This window comes from Streptomyces sp. NPDC020958, from assembly GCF_055562175.1.
In genome coordinates this window covers 167,976-186,050 of sequence record NZ_JBVHFU010000005.1, presented here as the reverse complement: position 1 = coordinate 186,050, position 18,075 = coordinate 167,976, and the positions used below count along the sequence as shown (strand labels likewise).

The 18,075-nt window shown below is 70.3% G+C and carries 16 protein-coding genes; 8 read left to right on the top strand and 8 right to left on the bottom strand.

Going from position 1 to position 18,075, the window contains the following annotated elements; all coding sequences use genetic code 11:
* Window positions 1-188 precede the first annotated feature (188 nt).
* Window positions 189-728 (top strand): bacterial proteasome activator family protein, encoded by a 540-nt coding sequence (locus ACZ3KP_RS17805; protein WP_358971833.1) that lies wholly within the window; start codon window positions 189-191, stop codon window positions 726-728.
* A gap of 74 nt (window positions 729-802) precedes the next feature.
* On the opposite strand, the gene ACZ3KP_RS17800 is transcribed toward ACZ3KP_RS17805, so the two are convergent.
* Window positions 803-2,440 (bottom strand): protein kinase domain-containing protein, encoded by a 1,638-nt coding sequence (locus ACZ3KP_RS17800; protein ID WP_467500559.1) that lies wholly within the window; start codon window positions 2,438-2,440, stop codon window positions 803-805.
* A 318-nt stretch (window positions 2,441-2,758) separates the two neighbouring features.
* Between ACZ3KP_RS17800 and ACZ3KP_RS17795 the strand changes: the two genes are divergently transcribed.
* Entirely contained in the window at window positions 2,759-4,354 is a 1,596-nt protein-coding gene (locus ACZ3KP_RS17795) for a protein kinase domain-containing protein (RefSeq protein ID WP_467500557.1), read from the top strand.
* Window positions 4,355-4,472: 118 nt separating this feature from the next.
* Here ACZ3KP_RS17795 and ACZ3KP_RS17790 read toward each other — a convergent pair whose 3' ends face one another.
* Window positions 4,473-5,492 carry a phosphotransferase gene (locus tag ACZ3KP_RS17790; protein ID WP_360561312.1) on the bottom strand — a complete coding sequence of 340 codons (1,020 nt, stop codon included), beginning with the start codon at window positions 5,490-5,492 and terminating at the stop codon, window positions 4,473-4,475.
* Between the two features lie 466 nt (window positions 5,493-5,958).
* Here ACZ3KP_RS17790 and pdhA point away from each other — a divergent pair, with 466 nt between their 5' ends.
* Genes pdhA through ACZ3KP_RS17775 form a run of 3 tightly spaced genes read left to right on the top strand, consistent with a single transcriptional unit; the run spans window position 5,959 to window position 9,588 of the window.
* The gene (pdhA, locus tag ACZ3KP_RS17785) at window positions 5,959-7,173 is read left to right on the top strand and encodes a pyruvate dehydrogenase (acetyl-transferring) E1 component subunit alpha (protein ID WP_467500555.1); all 1,215 of its coding nucleotides are present in this window, start codon (window positions 5,959-5,961) and stop codon (window positions 7,171-7,173) included.
* A gap of 17 nt (window positions 7,174-7,190) precedes the next feature.
* Window positions 7,191-8,156, top strand: coding sequence for an alpha-ketoacid dehydrogenase subunit beta (locus ACZ3KP_RS17780; RefSeq protein ID WP_358972161.1), 966 nt, complete (start codon window positions 7,191-7,193; stop codon window positions 8,154-8,156).
* 10 nt (window positions 8,157-8,166) lie between these two features.
* Window positions 8,167-9,588, top strand: coding sequence for a dihydrolipoamide acetyltransferase family protein (locus ACZ3KP_RS17775; RefSeq protein ID WP_467500553.1), 1,422 nt, complete (start codon window positions 8,167-8,169; stop codon window positions 9,586-9,588).
* Window positions 9,589-9,648: 60 nt separating this feature from the next.
* Here ACZ3KP_RS17775 and ACZ3KP_RS17770 read toward each other — a convergent pair whose 3' ends face one another.
* Both ACZ3KP_RS17770 and ACZ3KP_RS17765 read right to left on the bottom strand, forming a co-directional pair.
* Window positions 9,649-10,584 (bottom strand): BRO-N domain-containing protein, encoded by a 936-nt coding sequence (locus tag ACZ3KP_RS17770; RefSeq protein WP_467500551.1) that lies wholly within the window; start codon window positions 10,582-10,584, stop codon window positions 9,649-9,651.
* 169 nt (window positions 10,585-10,753) lie between these two features.
* A complete protein-coding gene (locus ACZ3KP_RS17765; RefSeq protein WP_467500549.1) occupies window positions 10,754-11,653 on the bottom strand; it encodes a D-alanyl-D-alanine carboxypeptidase family protein in 900 nt (299 codons plus the stop codon).
* A 192-nt stretch (window positions 11,654-11,845) separates the two neighbouring features.
* Between ACZ3KP_RS17765 and ACZ3KP_RS17760 the strand changes: the two genes are divergently transcribed.
* Together ACZ3KP_RS17760 and ACZ3KP_RS17755 are read left to right on the top strand one after the other, a co-directional pair.
* A complete protein-coding gene (locus ACZ3KP_RS17760) occupies window positions 11,846-12,496 on the top strand; it encodes a GntR family transcriptional regulator (RefSeq protein ID WP_467500547.1) in 651 nt (216 codons plus the stop codon).
* On the top strand, window positions 12,493-13,794 hold the full coding sequence (locus ACZ3KP_RS17755; RefSeq protein ID WP_358971855.1) for an MFS transporter: 1,302 nt from the start codon (window positions 12,493-12,495) through the stop codon (window positions 13,792-13,794). The genes ACZ3KP_RS17760 and ACZ3KP_RS17755 overlap by 4 nt, the downstream gene beginning before the upstream one ends.
* Before the next feature lie 28 nt (window positions 13,795-13,822).
* Here the strand turns inward: ACZ3KP_RS17755 and ACZ3KP_RS17750 are convergent, their stop codons facing one another.
* Both ACZ3KP_RS17750 and ACZ3KP_RS17745 read right to left on the bottom strand, forming a co-directional pair.
* Window positions 13,823-14,605, bottom strand: coding sequence for an SAM-dependent methyltransferase (locus ACZ3KP_RS17750; RefSeq protein WP_467500544.1), 783 nt, complete (start codon window positions 14,603-14,605; stop codon window positions 13,823-13,825).
* Window positions 14,606-14,701: 96 nt separating this feature from the next.
* On the bottom strand, window positions 14,702-15,526 hold the full coding sequence (locus tag ACZ3KP_RS17745; RefSeq protein WP_358971861.1) for a maleylpyruvate isomerase family mycothiol-dependent enzyme: 825 nt from the start codon (window positions 15,524-15,526) through the stop codon (window positions 14,702-14,704).
* A gap of 184 nt (window positions 15,527-15,710) precedes the next feature.
* Here ACZ3KP_RS17745 and ACZ3KP_RS17740 point away from each other — a divergent pair, with 184 nt between their 5' ends.
* Complete coding sequence (locus ACZ3KP_RS17740; RefSeq protein ID WP_360561228.1) at window positions 15,711-16,508, top strand: carbon-nitrogen family hydrolase; 798 nt, start codon at window positions 15,711-15,713, stop codon at window positions 16,506-16,508.
* Between the two features lie 57 nt (window positions 16,509-16,565).
* Here ACZ3KP_RS17740 and ACZ3KP_RS17735 read toward each other — a convergent pair whose 3' ends face one another.
* Window positions 16,566-17,060 carry an LURP-one-related/scramblase family protein gene (locus ACZ3KP_RS17735; RefSeq protein ID WP_467500541.1) on the bottom strand — a complete coding sequence of 165 codons (495 nt, stop codon included), beginning with the start codon at window positions 17,058-17,060 and terminating at the stop codon, window positions 16,566-16,568.
* Entirely contained in the window at window positions 17,057-18,058 is a 1,002-nt protein-coding gene (locus tag ACZ3KP_RS17730; protein ID WP_467500539.1) for a GlxA family transcriptional regulator, read from the bottom strand. The genes ACZ3KP_RS17735 and ACZ3KP_RS17730 overlap by 4 nt, the downstream gene beginning before the upstream one ends.
* Window positions 18,059-18,075: the final 17 nt, after the last annotated feature.

The window sequence follows — 18,075 nt, the reverse complement described above, 5'->3', positions numbered from 1 at the left end:
GTCGGTGACCTCCTGGAGCACGGTCGTCGTCAGGGCCGACGCCCACCAGCCTCACATTTGGTGACAATCAGGGCATTTCTGGTTCGCCCGATGGGTCTACGGCCGGTCCTGGCGCGTTCCGAAAGGTGGATCAGCCCCATAGGGGGGCACCACGCTGGTGAGGTGTACGGGTGCGAGAGAATGGCGGCATGGAGATGCCGAGGAACGAACGGTCGACCGAGAACCCGCAGATCCTGGTCGTGGGCCAGGACGGAATGGCTCTCGGCGGCGGCAACGGGGACGAGGACGCCCGCGAGATCCCGGTGACGGAGATGGTGGAACAGCCCGCCAAGGTCATGCGGATCGGCAGCATGATCAAGCAGCTTCTGGAGGAGGTGCGCGCCGCTCCCCTCGACGAGGCCAGCCGGGCCCGGCTCAAGGAGATCCACGCCAGTTCCGTGAAGGAGCTGGAGGACGGGCTCGCGCCGGAGCTGGTGGAGGAGCTGGAGCGGCTCTCGCTGCCGTTCACCGAGCACTCGACCCCCTCCGACGCGGAACTGCGGATCGCGCAGGCGCAGTTGGTGGGCTGGCTGGAGGGGCTCTTCCACGGTATTCAGACGACCCTGTTCGCCCAGCAGATGGCCGCCCGCGCCCAGCTGGAGCAGATGCGCCGCGCGTTGCCGCCGGGTGTCGGTCACGAGGGCGAGGAGCACGGCCAGGCCGGCCGCACCGGCGGACCGTACCTGTAGATCTCGTAGCAGGTCTCGTAGCAGGCGAAAGGGCCCGGCGTGCGACCGCCGGGCCCTTCTTACGTCCTCGTGCCTCAGCCGGTGGCCGGGTTGCCGGTGGACACCTTGAGCTCGATGGTCGGCATGTCCTTGGGGTCGACGTCCGTGCCGGAGGACGGGAACTGGTCCATGACCGTGCCGTCGCCGTACGTGTTCTCGTCGACGTTCGTGATCTTCATCTGCCATCCGGCGGCCTGGAAGCAGGCCTTGACCGACTTGATGTACTTGAACTTGAAGTCCGGGACCCGCACTTTCTTCGGGTCGTTGTAGGACTCCTCGGGCTCGGTGCACTCGGTCGTCTCGACGGTCTTCGAGGTGTCGGGCCCGCGGTAGCCCGAGGCGTGCGAGGCCGAGGCGCTCGCGCTGCTGCCACCGCCGCCGTTGTCGTCGCCGCCGTCGCCGTTGTTGTGCAGCGCCAGCGCGACGACCAGTCCGATCACCGCGATCAGCGAGACCGCGACCGACCCGATGACCACCGGCCGGTTGCCCTTCCCGCCGCCACCGCCGCCCGCACCGGTGGAGACCGTCGGCGGGGTCATGTTGTACGACGGCGTCGGCTGGGCGTACCCGGCCGGGGTCGGGTAGCCGGCCTGCTGCGGATAGCCGTAGGCGGGTGACGGCGTCGGTGCCGGGGTGCCGTACGGATGGGGGGCCGGCGTCGGCTGGTACGGGGTCTGCACCGGTCCGGACGCCGCCGGCGTGGCCTGGTCGACGGGCGGGAACACCGCGGAGCCGACCCCGGAGCCGCTCTGCGCCCGGGGGACGCCCGGCACGATGCTGGGCGCGGCGGGCTGGAGCGAGGCGGCCACCCGCAGGCACTCGTCGCGCATGGACTCGGAGGTCGGAAATCGTTCGTTCGGGTTCTTCCTCAGCGCGCGGGCGACCAGCGCGTCCACGGCGGGCGGAAGGGAACGATTGATCGAGGAGGGGGCGACCGGCTCCTCCTGGACATGCGCGTAGGCGATCGCGAGCGGGGAGTCCGCGTCGAACGGCAGCCGCCCGGTGACCAGCTGGAACAGCATGATGCCGACCGAGTAGAGGTCGCACCGGGCGTCCACGCCACGGCCCAGCGCCTGCTCGGGGGAGAGGTACTGGGGAGTGCCGACGACCATGCCCGTCTGGGTCATCGAGGTGACCCCGGACTGCATGGCACGGGCGATGCCGAAGTCCATCACCTTGACGACCCCGCGCTTGGTCATCATCACGTTGCCCGGTTTGATGTCGCGGTGGACCAGCCCCATCTCGTGGCTGATCTCCAGCGCGGCCAGCACGTCGGCGGTGATCCTCAGCGCCTTGTCGGCGGGCATCGCGCCGAACTGCCGTACGTCCTCGTCGAGCACCGAGCCGAGCGGGCGGCCCTCGACGTACTCCATGACGATGTACGGCATCGTGGCGCCGTCGAGCGCGTCCTCGCCGGTGTCGAACACGGAGACGATGTTGGTGTGCGTGAGCTTGGCCACTGCCTGGGCCTCGCGGCGGAAGCGCTCGCGGAAGGCCTGTTCCCGGCCGAGTTCGGTGTGCAGGGTCTTGATCGCGACCTGGCGGTCCAGGACCGTGTCGTAGGCCAGGTGCACGGAGGCCATGCCGCCCTCGCCGAGCAGGTCGCGCAGCTGGTAGCGGCCACCGGCCAGAGCCCGCCCCGTGTAACGGCCGTGTGCGCCGTCCTGGCTCATTTTCCCCGTCCCCCGTCGGCCCCTCAGGCACCCTTGTTGATCGAATGTCCCATTCCCGGCCAAGTCTGCCCCAGGGCACTGACACGTCAAGCGCGGTGCCCGTTCCGTGACCGTACGCGAAGGAAGAGTCGCGGAAGCGTTACAGCGGCCGTACGTCCGGTACACAGAATTTGCACGGCGGTGCGGGGTGCGGGTTTCATGGCCGGTCCGTCCACGGGCCGGATCCCGGACCTGCGGGTTGCCCGGAGGCTGTAGCGTGGCCGACGGAGACCGTGACAACACCGCGCGCACCGCGGGCAGAAACGACGGCGAGGACCGATGGCACAGACGCACAGCGCCCAGGGCCCGTCCGACCCCGAGGCGACTGGCGGCGGCATGTCAGACGCGCCGGAGATGTGGGGCAACCAGGGCCTGGTCGGCGACGGCCGGTACCGGCTGACCCACCGTCTCGGCCGGGGCGGCATGGCCGAGGTGTTCGCGGCCGAGGACGTACGGCTCGGCCGCACCGTGGCCGTCAAGCTGCTCCGCGCCGACCTGGCGGAGGACCCGGTCTCCAAGGCCCGATTCACCCGCGAGGCACAGTCGGTCGCCGGCCTCAACCACCATGCCATCGTGGCGGTGTACGACTCGGGAGAGGACGTCGTCGGCGGCCAGTCGGTGCCGTACATCGTGATGGAGCTGGTCGAGGGCCACACCATCCGCGACCTGCTGATCAACTCGGAGGCGCCCGGCCCCGAGCAGGCCCTGATCATCGTCTCCGGGGTGCTGGAGGCGCTGGCCTACTCGCACCAGCACGGCATCGTGCACCGCGACATCAAGCCTGCCAACGTCATCATCACCCAGACCGGTTCCGTCAAGGTGATGGACTTCGGCATCGCCCGCGCCCTGCACGGCGCGTCCACGACGATGACCCAGACCGGCATGGTCATGGGCACCCCCCAGTACCTGTCCCCGGAGCAGGCGCTCGGCAAGGCCGTCGACCACCGCTCCGACCTGTACGCCACCGGCTGTCTGCTCTACGAACTCCTCGCGCTGCGGCCGCCGTTCATCGGGGAGACCCCGCTGTCGGTGGTCTACCAGCACGTCCAGGACATCCCGGTGCCGCCGTCCCAGACCTCCGAGGGCGCGGCCCCGCCGGAGCTGGACGGCCTGGTCATGCGCTCGCTCGCCAAGGAGCCCGACGACCGTTTCCAGACCGCCGAGGAGATGCGCGGCCTGGTCCAGTACGGCCTGCAGATGCTGTACGAGCAGGGCGGCCACACCGGCACCTGGAGCACCGGCCCGGTCACCGTGCACGACGGCCGGCACACCCCGGCCTCCGGGTTCGCGGGTACGACCGTGATGCCGCACCCGACGGCCGCCTCCGGGACCACCCAGATCCCGCAGCCGATCCTGCCCTCCGGCTACGGGGGCGGCGACGACGGTGGCTTCGAGGGGCACGGCAACAAGGGCAGCGGCCGCGGCAAGCTCTGGATCCTGGCCGTCCTCGCGGTGATCGCCATCGCGGCGGGCGTCGCGCTGGCGCTGAACAACGGCGGTGGCGGCGGCGACGGCGGCGGCACCGGGCCGTCGACGTCCCCGAGCGCCTCGCAGACCACCAAGGACGAGACGCCCAGCTCCAGCCCCACCGACGAGACCAGCGCCACGTCCTCGGACACGGGGACCGGCACGAGCGGTTCGGGCAGCGGCAACCACAACGGGTACTCGAAGTCGCCGACCCCGTCGTACAGCCAGTCCCAGCAGCAGAGCAGCGAGCCGAGCAGCCAGCCGAGCGAGACGGCCAGCGCCTCGCAGCCGACCGACACGGCGAGCTCGCCGGACTCGCAGCCCTCCGACACGACGGGCACCGGCGACGCCGGCGGGACCGACCAGGGCAACACGATCTCCGGCTCCGGCCTGGGCGGCGGCGGTTGAAGGACACCCACGCCCTTCGGTAACTGAGAAGGCGCGACACGGCGCGGCAAGGCGCGACCAGGCACGGGCGAGGCGCCCTTCCGTCACCGGGAGGGCGCCTTCGTCGTACCGGCCGGTGTCACGCCACGAACGCGTCGCACACCGCCTCGTACTCCCTGGTCCACCACACGGCGAGGGCCGAGGCGGCGGGGAACTGGGAGTCCGCGCGGGTGTCGCCGCGCTCGTAGTGCCAGCGCAGCATCCAGAAGTCGTTGAGCCGCTCCCACCACACCCGGTGCACGGCCGCGGCCAGCTCCGAGGGCGTGGCCCCGGCCGCGCGCCGGTACGCTCGCGCGTACGCGCGCACCTTGCGCAGGTCGAGCGCGCCCGCCGGGCGGACGAAGAAGATCACGGCGGCGCGTACCGCCTCCTCCGCGCGCGGCTGCACCCCGAGCCGGTCCCAGTCGACGATCGCGGCGGGGGCGTCGTCGTCCTTGTACAGCAGGTTGAACGGGTGGAAGTCGCCGTGCACCCAGCCCACCGGGCCGCCGCGCGGCGGGCGCCGGCCGGCGTGCTGCTCCAGGAGTGCCCGGCGCTCCAGGAGCCGGTGGCGGGCGAGTTCGTCGAAGGCGTCGGCCGGGCGGTGGCGGCTGACCCGGGTGAGCAGGTCGTCGATGAGCGCGAAGGTGTCGGCCGGGTCGGCGCTCTCCACGGGATGGGGGCCGGCGGCCGGGCGGGTGCGCCCCTTGGGCGGCATCACGTGTTCCAGGCAGGCGTGCACGGCACCGAGCAGCGCGCCGAGCCGCGTGCACTCCCCGCGCGTGAGCTGTCCGCCGTGCCGGTGCCTGCCGTCGATCCAGGGGTGCAGCGCGTAGGCGTGCCCGCCGACGACCGCGACCGTCCGGCCGTCGCGGTGGGCCAGGGGCGGGGCGACCGGGACGCCGACGGCGGCGAGGCGCTGGGTGGCCAGATGGCGGCGCTCGATGGCGGTGGGGTCGGCGGTGTCCGGATCGAAGTGGTGCTTGAGGAAGTAGCTGCCGCGGGTGGTGCAGAGGCGGTAGCCGCGGTTGAGGAGACCTTGTTCCACGGGCTCGCAGGCGAGTGCGGAACCGGCGGCGTAGAGCCGGAGCAAGGCGCCCAGAGGGGGCGCATGGGGCACGAGGGGTGGTACGGGTGAGCGCGGCACGCGGCAGATGCTAGGGCACCGGATGAGGCCTTGAGCTGGGAGTTGTTGCAGACAGTCGCTGTTGATCGCTTTCGGTCACAGGGTGAACCGTGACGAACTCAGGTGCGAAGCATTCTTCCCGTCCCCTGGTCCCGCGAGATAACGTGCGGTTGCTCCGGCCTCTCGCAAGGCTCTGACCAGCTAGCTTCCGGCCCGCGTCGATCCGCTGGGGAACCCAAGGGGAAAGTACTTGGATTTCCAAGCAAAAACGCAGGTCAGGAGGGGTTTCACAGAAATGTGACGCACTGGGTAACGTGCATCTTGCAGGGCGCTCGCCGGGGCACCTGTCACGCCTGTTCCCGGCCGAGTGGCACCCACCCCGTGCCACGGGTGTCGGAAACAGGTGAGCCGCACTGGTTCACCCGGCAACCCCGGGGGCCGGACCGACGGAGGAGCACACGTGAGCGTGGACAGCAGTGCCGCGGGCACACCGCGACGCAGCGCCGCAGGCAAGGCCGGTACCACCGGCAGCAAGACCGGCACCAAGCGCACCACCAGCCGCACCACCCCTCGCACCACGACGAAGAAGAGTGCCGAGCCCGAACTCGTGCAGCTGCTGACCCCCGAGGGCAAGCGGGTCAAGAACGCCGAGTACGACCCCTACGTCGCCGGGATCACCCCCGACGAACTGCGCGGCCTGTACCGCGACATGGTGCTCACACGTCGTTTCGACGCCGAGGCCACCGCCTTGCAGCGGCAGGGCGAGCTGGGCCTGTGGGCCTCCCTGCTCGGCCAGGAGGCCGCCCAGATCGGCTCCGGCCGCGCCACCCGCGAGGACGACTACGTCTTCCCGACCTACCGGGAGCACGGCGTCGCCTGGTGCCGCGGGGTCGACCCGACCAACCTGCTGGGCATGTTCCGCGGCGTCAACCACGGCGGCTGGGACCCCAACACCAACAACTTCCACCTCTACACGATCGTCATCGGCTCCCAGACGCTGCACGCGACGGGCTATGCGATGGGGGTCGCCAAGGACGGCGCGGACAGCGCGGTGATCGCCTACTTCGGCGACGGCGCGTCCAGCCAGGGTGACGTCGCCGAATCGTTCACCTTCTCCGCGGTCTACAACGCTCCGGTGGTGTTCTTCTGCCAGAACAACCAGTGGGCGATCTCGGAGCCGACCGAGAAGCAGACCCGGGTGCCGCTCTACCAGCGCGCCCAGGGTTTTGGTTTCCCGGGTGTGCGGGTGGACGGCAATGACGTGCTGGCGTGTCTGGCGGTGACGAAGTGGGCGCTGGAGCGGGCCCGCAGTGGTGAGGGCCCGACGCTGGTGGAGGCGTACACGTACCGGATGGGCGCGCACACCACGTCCGACGATCCGAGCAAGTACCGGGCGGACGAGGAGCGGGAGGCGTGGGAGGCGAAGGACCCGATTTTGCGTCTGCGCCGGTATCTGGAGGCCTCGCACCACACGGACGAGGGATTTTTCGCGGAACTGGAGAGCGAGTCGGAGGCGTTGGGCAGGCGGGTGCGTGAGGCGGTGCGGGCGATGCCGGACCCGGACCACTTCGCCGTCTTCGAGCACGTGTACGCGGACGGGCATGCGCTCGTCGACGAGGAACGAGCCCAGTTCGCCGCCTATCAGGCGTCGTTCGCGGACGTAGAGGGGGTCTGACCGTGGCTGCGGAGAAGATGGCTCTGGCCAAGGCGATCAACGAGTCGCTGCGCCGCGCGCTGGACGCGGACCCCAAGGTGCTGGTGATGGGTGAGGACGTCGGCAAGCTCGGCGGTGTCTTCCGGGTCACCGACGGCCTGCAGAAGGACTTCGGTGAGAGCCGGGTCATCGACACCCCGCTGGCGGAGTCCGGGATCGTGGGGACCGCGATCGGTCTGGCGCTGCGGGGTTACCGGCCGGTGGTGGAGATCCAGTTCGACGGTTTCGTCTTCCCGGCGTACGACCAGATCGTCACGCAGCTGGCGAAGATGCATGCGCGTTCGCTGGGCAAGGTGAAGATGCCGGTGGTCGTGCGGATCCCGTACGGCGGTGGTATCGGCGCGGTCGAGCACCACTCGGAGTCGCCGGAGGCGTTGTTCGCGCATGTGGCGGGGTTGAAGATCGTCACTCCGGCGAGTTCGTCGGATGCCTACTGGATGATGCAGCAGGCCATTCAGAGTGACGATCCGGTGATTTTCTTCGAGCCGAAGCGGCGGTACTGGGACAAGGGTGAGGTCGATCCGGAGGCCATTCCCGGTCCGCTGCACAAGGCCCGTGTGGTGCGTGAGGGCACGGATCTGACCCTGGCGGCGTACGGCCCGATGGTGAAGCTCTGCCAGGAGGTCGCCGGCGCGGCCGCCGAGGAGGGCAGGTCTTTGGAGGTTCTGGACCTCCGGTCCGTCTCCCCGCTCGATTTCGATTCGATCCAGGCGTCGGTGGAGAAGACCCGGCGGCTGGTCGTGGTGCATGAGGCGCCGGTGTTCTTCGGTTCGGGTGCGGAGATCGCCGCCCGGATCACGGAGCGCTGTTTCTACCACTTGGAGGCTCCGGTGCTCCGGGTGGGCGGTTACCACGCTCCGTATCCGCCGGCGCGTCTGGAGGAGGAGTACCTGCCGGGTCTGGACCGGGTGCTCGATGCCGTCGACCGCTCGCTGGCGTTTTGAGGAGAGGGTCGTGACGACGATGACGGATGTGTCCGTGCGCGAGTTCAGGATGCCGGACGTGGGCGAGGGGCTCACCGAGGCGGAGATCCTCAAGTGGTACGTCCAGCCGGGTGACACGGTGAGCGACGGTCAGGTGGTGTGCGAGGTCGAGACGGCCAAGGCGGCCGTGGAGCTGCCCATTCCTTATGACGGGGTGGTGCGTGAGCTGCGCTTCGCGGAGGGCACCACGGTGGACGTGGGCACCGCGATCATCACGGTGGACGTGGCGGGCGGGGCCCAGCAGGCTCCGGCCGAGGAGCCCGCCGCCGTGGCGCCGGAGCCGGAGAAGAAGCCGGAGGGCCGTCAGCCGGTCCTCGTCGGCTACGGCGTGGCCGCCTCCTCCACCAAGCGCCGCCCGCGCAAGGGGCCGGAGGTGACGGTCGCCGAGGCGGCGGTCCGCTCCGCGGTCCAGGGCGAGCTGAACGGCCACGCTCACGCTCCCGCGGTGCCCGCCGACGCGCCCCAGGAGCGCCCGCGCCCGCTGGCGAAGCCGCCGGTGCGCAAGCTGGCGAAGGACCTGGGTGTGGACCTGGCCACGGTGACCCCGTCCGGCCCGGACGGCATCATCACGCGCGAGGACGTGCACGCGGCGGTGGCGGCGGCTCCCGAGGCGACGGCGGCCGCACCCGCCGCACCCGAGGCTCCCGCCGCAGCGGCTGTTCCCGCGGCCCCCGGCGCCGCGTACGACACCGCCCGTGAGACCCGCGTCCCCATCAAGGGCGTCCGCAAGGCGACGGCGGCCGCGATGGTGGGTTCCGCGTTCACGGCCCCGCACGTCACGGAGTTCGTGACGGTGGACGTGACGCGGACGATGAAGCTGGTGGAGGAGCTCAAGCAGGACAAGGACCTGCAGGGTCTGCGGGTCAACCCGCTCCTCCTCATCGCCAAGGCCCTGCTGGTCGCGATCAAGCGCAACCCGGACATCAACGCGTCCTGGGACGAGGCGAACCAGGAGATCGTGCTCAAGCACTACGTCAACCTGGGCATCGCCGCGGCCACCCCGCGCGGCCTGATCGTCCCGAACATCAAGGACGCCCACGCGAAGACGCTCCCACAGCTCGCCGAGGCGCTGGGCGAGCTGGTCGCCACGGCCCGGGACGGCAAGACGTCACCGGCCGCGATGCAGGGCGGCACGGTCACCATCACCAACGTCGGCGTCTTCGGCATCGACACGGGCACGCCGATCCTCAACCCGGGCGAGGCGGCGATCCTCGCGATCGGCGCGATCAAACTCCAGCCGTGGGTCCACAAGGGCAAGGTGAAGCCGCGTCAGGTCACCACCCTCGCCCTCAGCTTCGACCACCGCCTGGTCGACGGCGAACTCGGCTCCAAGGTCCTCGCGGACATCGCGGCGATCCTCGAACAGCCGAAACGGTTGATTACCTGGGGCTGAAACCGGATAGGTTGAGAAAGTGGGCGGCCGCAACTTCGGATTGCGACCGCCCACTGCATTTCAGAGCTGGTTCAGCACGTAGACCGGCGCCCCCTCCTCCGTCCCACCCCGCGAGTGAATGCAGGCGTGCTTGCGCAGCAGCCGGAGACACTCGTTGACGCGGTGCACCGTCAGGCCGGTGCGCGCGGCGATCGATTCGAGCGGCTCGCGCAGCTCACCCTTCTCGACGAGAACCGGGGCGATCACGACGGCCACCGTCCACACGTCCTCGGTCACGGACAACCGCCTTCGCCAGTCGGCGAGTACGGACTCGGTGGTCGGCAGCGCCACGGGCGGCCCGTAGGGCTTGCGGCGTTCGAGGACGAGTTCGTCGAGCCGGTCGGCGATCCGCTCCATGGCCCGGACCATGGCCTGCTGCACGGCGAGCGTGCTCCTCTGCAACTCGATCAGTTCGCGCTGACCGTTCGCCAGTTGCTCGTCCAGCTGAAGGTTGTGTGCCTCGAGTCGGACGATGGCCTCGGCGACCTGCTCCGGCATGGCGTACGCGATGGGCGCCCCCGGTTCGGTCGGCTGCACCTCGGCCTCTTCGAGAGTGTAAGAACCCTCTCGCTGGACTGTCTCGATGACCTCCGCGACCCACTGTTTGAAGGGGGCGCAGGTCGGCTTCGTGCAGCCGTTGACGAGGATGATCAGGCCCTGGAGATCGATGAGATTCATGTCTCGACGCCACTGCCTACCTGCGGGAATGCTGAGAGCGTGACCTCCAGTCACGGTCTCGAGAGTTTCTCGATGGGCCTCCGGGACGTGATCTGCCAGTGCCTTGCTCGGTGTGGTGTACCCGAGTTCCTTGCACACATCCACAGCCGGGAACCAGTGCGTTCCGTCCGGCGTGGTCAGCCGTCGTACTCGCGCTCCGGTCGCCGCGTACACGAAGTCGCTGACGTCGATGGCCTCGTGGCGGCCGGCGGGTTTCGCTTGCTTGTTGGGTTCGTTCATGGGAACCACCTCCGCTGCGGAACCTAGGGCGGAGGAAATCGAATATGCCAGTCACATACCTGCATGTTCACGATTGCGAGGGAAGAACGGGAGTTCTGCTGCGAAGTTCTTTTTGGGTATGGCAAAAGGCCCGCCGCATGGGGTGCGGCGGGCCCTGGTGAGGAGTGGGTCAGTTGGTCGCGAAGGCGTAGTTCAGGAGCTTCGTGGCGTCCGTGGCGCGCTGGGCGTAGCTGCTGGAGGCGAGGACGGTGCCGATGACCGTCTTGCCGTTGCGGGTCGCGGCGAAGACGAGGCAGGCGCCCGCCTCGGGGCCGGAGCCGGTCTTCACGCCGATCGTGCCGCTGTAGCTGGAGAGCAGCGTGTTGGTGTTGGTCCAGGTCCCCATGGTGCGAGTGGAACCGGTCTTGGTGATCGTCTTCGCCGTGTAGCTCTTCGTCTTGACGACCGTGCGGAACGTGGCGTTCTTCATCGCGCTGCTGGCGATCTTCGTCAGGTCGCGCGGCGTCGAGTAGTTGTTGCCGTTGCCGATGCCGTCGAAGGAGTCGAAGTGAGTGTTCTTCAGGCCCAGGTTCTTCGCGGCGGTGTTCATCTTGGCGATGAAGTTGGCGACGCGCGCCGCGCGGGTGGAGCCGGTGCCGTACGTGTCGGCGAGCGCGTAGGCGGCGTCGCAGCCGGAGGGCAGCATCAGCCCGTAGAGCAGCTGGCGGACGGTGACCTTGTCGCCGACGATCAGGTGGGCCGAGGAGGCGGTGTTGGCGACGATGTAGTCGCTGTACGCCTTCTGGATCGTGACCTTCTTGTCGAGGTTCAGGTTCGACTGTGCGAGCACGACCTTCGCGGTCATGATCTTCGTCGTCGAGCCGGTCGAACGCTTGGTGTCGGCTGCCTTCGTGTACAGCGTCTTCGCCGTCGAATTGTTCATGACGTAGCCACCCTTGGCCACGATCGAGGGTGCGGTGACGGCCTGCGCGGGTGCCGCGGTGAGGGCACCGGTCGCGAGCATCGCGCCGGACGTGACGGCGACGGCGACGGCCTTGCGGAGGCGGGTGCCCTTAATGCCGGTAATCAACTGAAATACCCCGAGTCGAGTCGTAATGCCCCTGTGATGCGGCCGAGTTGGGGGTGCCAAAGCGTGTGGGGCCGCATGTGTGTGACACGTAAGTAGCACAGATGGTTGTGCGGTTGCTGGGTGCGATGTATGTCACGTCCGGATGGTGGACGCCGTACTCCCTTGCGTACGCGTTGTATCTAAGCTGTGGGCATGAGCCTGGCCGTCAAGCAGCCCCCCGCCGCCGACCGCGTCTACTCCCATGTGAAACAAGGCGTCCTGGACCGTCACTACGAAGGCGGCACCCTCCTCACCGAGGGCGAGCTGGCCGAGGCCGTAGGGGTCTCCCGCACGCCGGTCCGCGAGGCGCTGCTGCGTCTCGAGGTCGAGGGTTTGATCAGGCTTTACCCGAAGAAGGGCGCCATGGTGCTGCCCGTCTCCGCGCAGGAGATCGCGGACGTGGTGGAGACCCGGATGCTGGTCGAGGAACACGCGGTGCGCAAGGCCGTACCCCCGTCGGCCGCGTTGGTGGCCCGCCTCCAGGAACTGCTCGACCGGCAGAAGGCCGAGGCCTCCGCCGGTGACCTGGCCGCCGCAGCCGTCACCGACCGCTGCTTCCACGCCGAGATCGTCCGCGACGGCGGCAACGGGATCCTCTCCCGGCTCTACGACCAGCTGCGCGACCGGCAGCTGCGGATGGGCGTCGCCATCATGCACGCCCACCCCGACCGGATCGCCAAGTCGCTCACCGAGCACGAGGAGATCCTGGACGCGCTGCGCGCGGGGGACGCCGATCGCGCGGTCGACCTCGTGCACCGGCACGTCGACTGGTTCTCGCACCTGGCGCGGGGTGAGGTCCGATGAGCCGCAGCGGCACGCCGTTGCCCGGTGATCCCCCGGGCGGCCGCCGGGCCGTCGCCGTGTGGGGCATAGGCGTCGCGGTCTACTTCGTCGCCGTCATCTTCCGTACCTCCCTCGGGGTGGCCGGCCTCGACGCGGCCGACCGTTTCCACGTCGGCGCCTCCGCCCTGTCCACCTTCTCGATCCTCCAGCTGCTGGTCTACGCCGGCATGCAGATACCCGTCGGCCTGCTGGTCGACCGCCTAGGCACGAAGAAGGTGCTGACCATCGGCGCGGTGCTGTTCACCGCCGGACAGCTCGGCTTCGCCTTCTCCCCCTCGTACGGCACCGCGCTCGCCTCGCGCGCGCTGCTCGGCTGCGGTGACGCGATGACGTTCATCAGCGTGCTGCGGCTCGGCACCCGCTGGTTCCCGGTCCGGCGCGGCCCGATGATCGCCCAGCTGGCCGGCCTGGTCGGCATGGCGGGCAACCTCGTCTCCACCCTGGTCCTGGCCCGGCTGCTGCACGGACTGGGCTGGACCCCGGCGTTCGCGGGCAGCGCGCTGGCCGGCGCGGTCGTCCTCGTCCTCGTGTTCCTGTTCCTGAAGGACCACCCCGAGGGATACGAGCCGGAGCCCTTCCCGCACCAGGGAGCGGCCTACGTGCGCAGGCAGATCGCCGCGTCCTGGCGGGAGCCGGGGACCCGGCTCGGTCTGTGGGTGCACTTCACCACCCAGTTCCCCGCGATGGTCTTCCTGCTGCTGTGGGGGCTGCCGTTCCTGGTGCAGGCGCAGGGGCTGTCCCGTGCCACGGCCGGGGAGCTGCTGACCCTGGTCGTCCTCTCCAACATGACGGTGGGACTGGTCTACGGCCAGATCGTCGCCCGGCACCACACGGCGCGGCTGCCGCTGGCGCTGGGCACGGTCGGGGCGACCGCGCTCGTCTGGGCGGCGACCCTGGCGTATCCCGGCGACCACGCGCCGATGTGGCTGCTGGTGGTGCTGTGCACGGTGCTGGGGGCGTGCGGACCCGCGTCGATGATCGGTTTCGACTTCGCGCGGCCCGCCAACCCGCCCGAGCGGCAGGGGACCGCGTCCGGGATCACCAACATGGGTGGTTTCGTGGCCTCGATGACGACGTTGTTCGCGGTCGGGGTGCTGCTGGACGCGACCGGCGACAACTACACGGTGGCGTTCTCGTGCGTGTTCGTGCTGCAGGCACTGGGCGTGAGCCAGATCCTGCGGTTGCGGGGGCGAGCCGTCCGGCGGGAGCGGGAGCGGCTGGTGGCGAGCCGGGTGGAGACGGTGCACGTGCCCGCGTAGTCCGTCCTCCCGCCCGTGCGCGGGTGGTTCAGGCCGTCGAGGGTGGTTCGGCCGTCGTCGGGACCAGGGTCAGGTAGGCCAGGCCCAGGACGCCTCGATAGGTCAGCCAGGCCGTGCGGTGGGCGTCCAGGCGTTCCCGGGTCCGTGCCGCCAGGGGGTGACCGGGGTGCGCCGCCAGCCACACCTCCTGGTCCGCCTGGTAGGCCGACTCGAACTCCTCCCACTCGTCCGGGCCGGCCGTCTCGATCCACTCGGGGCGGAAACCCGCGGCGACCGCCAGGTCGGCCAGCTCCGCCAGCTGGTGGTGGTCGGCCACCGAGGCACCCGGCCACATCCGGGACAGCTCGGCGTCCGTCGGGACGCGCTGCCAGAAGCCCTCGCCCAGCAGGACCCGGCCCCCCTCGGTCACCAGGCGGCGCAGTTCCCGCAGCGCCGTCACCGGCTCGTCGCCGAGCGCCTGGCTCGCGCCGAGGCACAGCACCACGTCGGCCGGGCCACGGGCGGTTCCGACGGCGGACTCCTCGGCGAACTCCACCCGGTCCGCCAGCCCCCGCGCCTCGGCGGCCCGGCGGCCCCGCTCCAGGTCCCGCGCGTTCAGATCCACCCCGACGCCCCGCGCCCCCGGTACGGCCTCCAGCAGCCGGAGCAGGAACTCGCCCCAGCCGCAGCCGATGTCCAGCACGCCGGCGGGGCGCGTGGCGGCGAGACGCCGAACCATCGCGGTCGCGCGGGCCTCCGAGAGGGGTCCGTGGAAGGTGAGGCGGGTGAGGCGGGGCGGGAGGTCGTCGTGTGGTGCGGTGGCAGCGGTCATGCCGGGCACGGTAGGCGTCCGCGGTCCACGGGAGACAGCGAATTACCGCCGTCCGCCTGCCGTCGGCGCATGACCGGCGTCCGCCCGCCGACCGTCCTACTGGGTGACCGCGAAGTGGCGCAGGATCGCCGCCGTCAGTTCCGGGTCGCCCTCCGCCTTCACCCGGTCCGCGACCGCGTCCGCGGAGGTGCGGCCGCAGGCCAGCCGGACGTACGTCTCCCAGTCGAGGGTGAAGACGGCGGCGGGGCCGAGAGCCGGGGTGGCCTCCAGGGTGCCGCGGCCCTGGATGTCGATACGGATGGTGCGCAGGAACTCGACCGGCCCGTGCACGTCGAAGATGACGGCCGAACTGCGCGGGGCGTCCGCGTCGTTGGCGACCACCCGGGGCAGCTCGGCGAGCAGCACGTCCCGGGCGACCTGCGCGCCCGGCGAGTCCAGGTTGCCGGGCCGGCCGAGAGCCGCCCGCAGGTCCTGCTCGTGCACCCACACGTCGAACGCGCGGTTGCGCATGGCCTCTTCGAGGGTGATCTCCTTGCCCATCGGCCCGCGCACGATGTGCCCCGGCTCCCGCGACTCGTTGCGCAGCTGACGGTTGCGGCGGATGATCGTGTACTCCAGCTCGGAGGTCATCTCGGGCGCCGTGTGGTGACGGCGGGCGTCGACCTGCATCTCCATGTAGCGCTGGTGCTCGTTGGTGATGTGGAAGAGGTCGCGCGGCAGGGTGTGGATGGGGCGCGGGTCGCCGAGCATCTCGCAGTCCAGGCCGATGACATGGGAGACCACGTCCCGCACCGACCAGCCCGGGCATGGCGTCCGCCGGTTCCACTCCCCCTCGACCAGAGGCGTCACCAGCTCGGATATCGCTTCGATGGAGTGGGTCCAGGCGTCGGCGTAGGGCTGGAGGGTGGGATGCAGACTCACGGAAACGGGACCCCTCGGCGGTCGGTACTCGGGCAGGTTGTGGCGGCGCTGCCAGCGGGAGGTGGGCTGCTGTCGGCGGGTGTCTTGAGACGCTAAGTTACGCTGCTGTGAGGCACCCCGGCAGTGCTTTCGTGTGACGATCGTAGGCCCGTATGGACGGCTCGAATGCCAGGACGGTGGTAGTGTGCGCGCCTCGCTCATCCAGATCGATGTAAACGAGGGCGAATCGGTCGAATCTCGTCGGCGACGCATGGCCGCATTGGTGCGCGAGCAGGCGGAAGCCGATCTCGTGGTGCTGCCCGAACTGTGGACGACGGGTGCGTTCGCCTACGAGCGGTTCGCCACCGAGGCCGAGCCGCTCGAAGGTCCGACGTACGAGGCGATGGCCAAGGCGGCGAGCGACGCGGGCGTCTGGCTGCACGCCGGCTCGATCCCGGAACGGGACCCGGACGGCCCCCTCTACAACACGGCTCTCGTCTTCTCCCCCTCCGGTGACCTGACCGCGGCCTATCGCAAGATCCACCGCTTCGGCTTCGACAAGGGCGAGGCGGTGCTGATGGGCGCCGGGCAGGAACTGGTGACGGTCCGGCTCCCCGGAACCACCCTGGGGGTGGCCACCTGCTACGACCTCCGGTTCCCCGAGCTCTTCCGCGGACTGGTCGACGCCGGCGCCGAGACGATGGTCGTCTCGGCGGGCTGGCCCGAACGGCGACGCGCGCACTGGACGCTGCTGGCCCAGGCGCGGGCGGTCGAGAACCAGGCGTTCGTGCTCGCGTGTGGAACGGCCGGGACACATGCCGGAGTTCCGCAGGCGGGTCACTCGATCGTGGTGGATCCGTGGGGCGAGGTACTGGCCGAGGCGGGCGCGGGCGAGGAGGTCCTCACCGTCGACCTCGACCCCGCCAAGGTCGCCGCGACCCGCGAACAGTTCCCGGCCCTCAAGGACCGCCTGCTGGGCCTTGAGCCCCCGCACCACCGTTAGGCCTGCCTTTCCCGTCCTGCCCGCCCGTCCCGGCCGGCCGCCAGGACGTGTTGCGCCCTAGTCCTCCTCCCGCTCCTTGTCGGCGAGGTGGATCACGCACACCGCGACCGCGATGAGCAGCGCCGGGTCCGCGTCGTCCCGTACGACGTCGACGCCGTAGGTCTCCCGCACGTGCAGCCAGCGCCGGGAGATCACGGCGAGCAGCTCACCGTCGTACTCGACGGCGAACTCGCGGTCCAGGATCCGGCCGCTGACGTCCAGCTCGGTGCCCTCGGCCAGGCGCACCCGGTAGTGGTTGCGCAGCAGCGAGAGCCGCTTGCGCCTGATGGTGGCCAGCGGTTCGCCCTCGCGTTCGATCACCATCGTGTCGCGCAGGGCGAACATCTTCTGGTGGAAGTCGACGAGCACCCGTCCGTGCCGGTCCTTCAGCTCGAACGTGTCCCGCAGCCGCATGGCCTTGCCGTCGACGAGGAACACCTTGTCGCCGTGCTCGTCCTCGATCCAGTAGTCCTCGCCGAAGCCGAGGAGCCGGTCCCGCACCTGGAATCTCATGTCTGTACCCCTTCCCGGCCGACCGGCCCGAAACGCCGGCGGTAGTCCGACGGGCTGAGTCCGGTCTCGCGCCGCAGCCGGGCGCGCAGGGTGGCGGCGGTACCGAGACCGCTGCGCGCCGCCACCACCTCCAGCCGCTCCTCCCCGCGCTCGATGAGACGGCAGGCGAGAGCCACCCGTTCGCCGGTCAGCCAGGCCAGCGGGGTGGTGCCCAGCTGGGCGCGGAACCGGCGGTGCAGGGTGGCGGGGGAGACGGCCGCCCGCGCGGCCAGGTCCGCCACACCGAGGGGCTCGCCCAGCCGCTCCTGCGCCCAGGCGAGCAGCGGGCCGAGCGAATCGTCCGGCACGTCGGGCACCGGACGCTCCACGAACTGCCGCTGGCCGCCGTCCCGGTGCGAGGCGAACACCAGCCGCCGGGAGACCGCGTTGGCCATCTCGGCGCCGTGGTCCCGGCGCCAGATGTGCAGCCCCAGGTCGAGCGCTGCCGCGCTGCCGGAGGCGGTGAGCAGGTCGCCGTCGTCGACGAAGAGCACGTCGGGCCGGAGCAGCACCCGGGGGTGCAGGTCCCGGAAGGTGTCCGCCCAGCGCCAGTGCGTGGTGGCCGGCCGCCCGTCCAGCAGCCCGGCCTCGGCGAGCGCGAAGGTCCCGGTGCAGAAACTCACCACCCGGGTGCCCCGCGCGTGCGCGCGCCGGACGGCGTCGAGGACGTCGGCACCGCGCGGTACGACGTTGTCGGGCCGTCCGGGTACGACCAGCGTGTCCGCCTCGTCCACGGCCGTCAGCCCCGCCACCCCGCTGAGCGTGAAGAAGCCGTGGTTCATGCGCACCTCGGGCGTGGGCGCGCAGAGCGTCACCTCGTAGGGCGGCACGGGCAGGCCCAGCTCGGGCCGCGGCAGCCCGAACAGTTCGGTGGCGACCCCCACCTCGAACGGATTGGTCCCCGAGTCGACGATCACGGCGACCCGGTGGGGCCGGGACTGAGAGGATCCTTGCGGCATGTGCGATTTCTAGCACT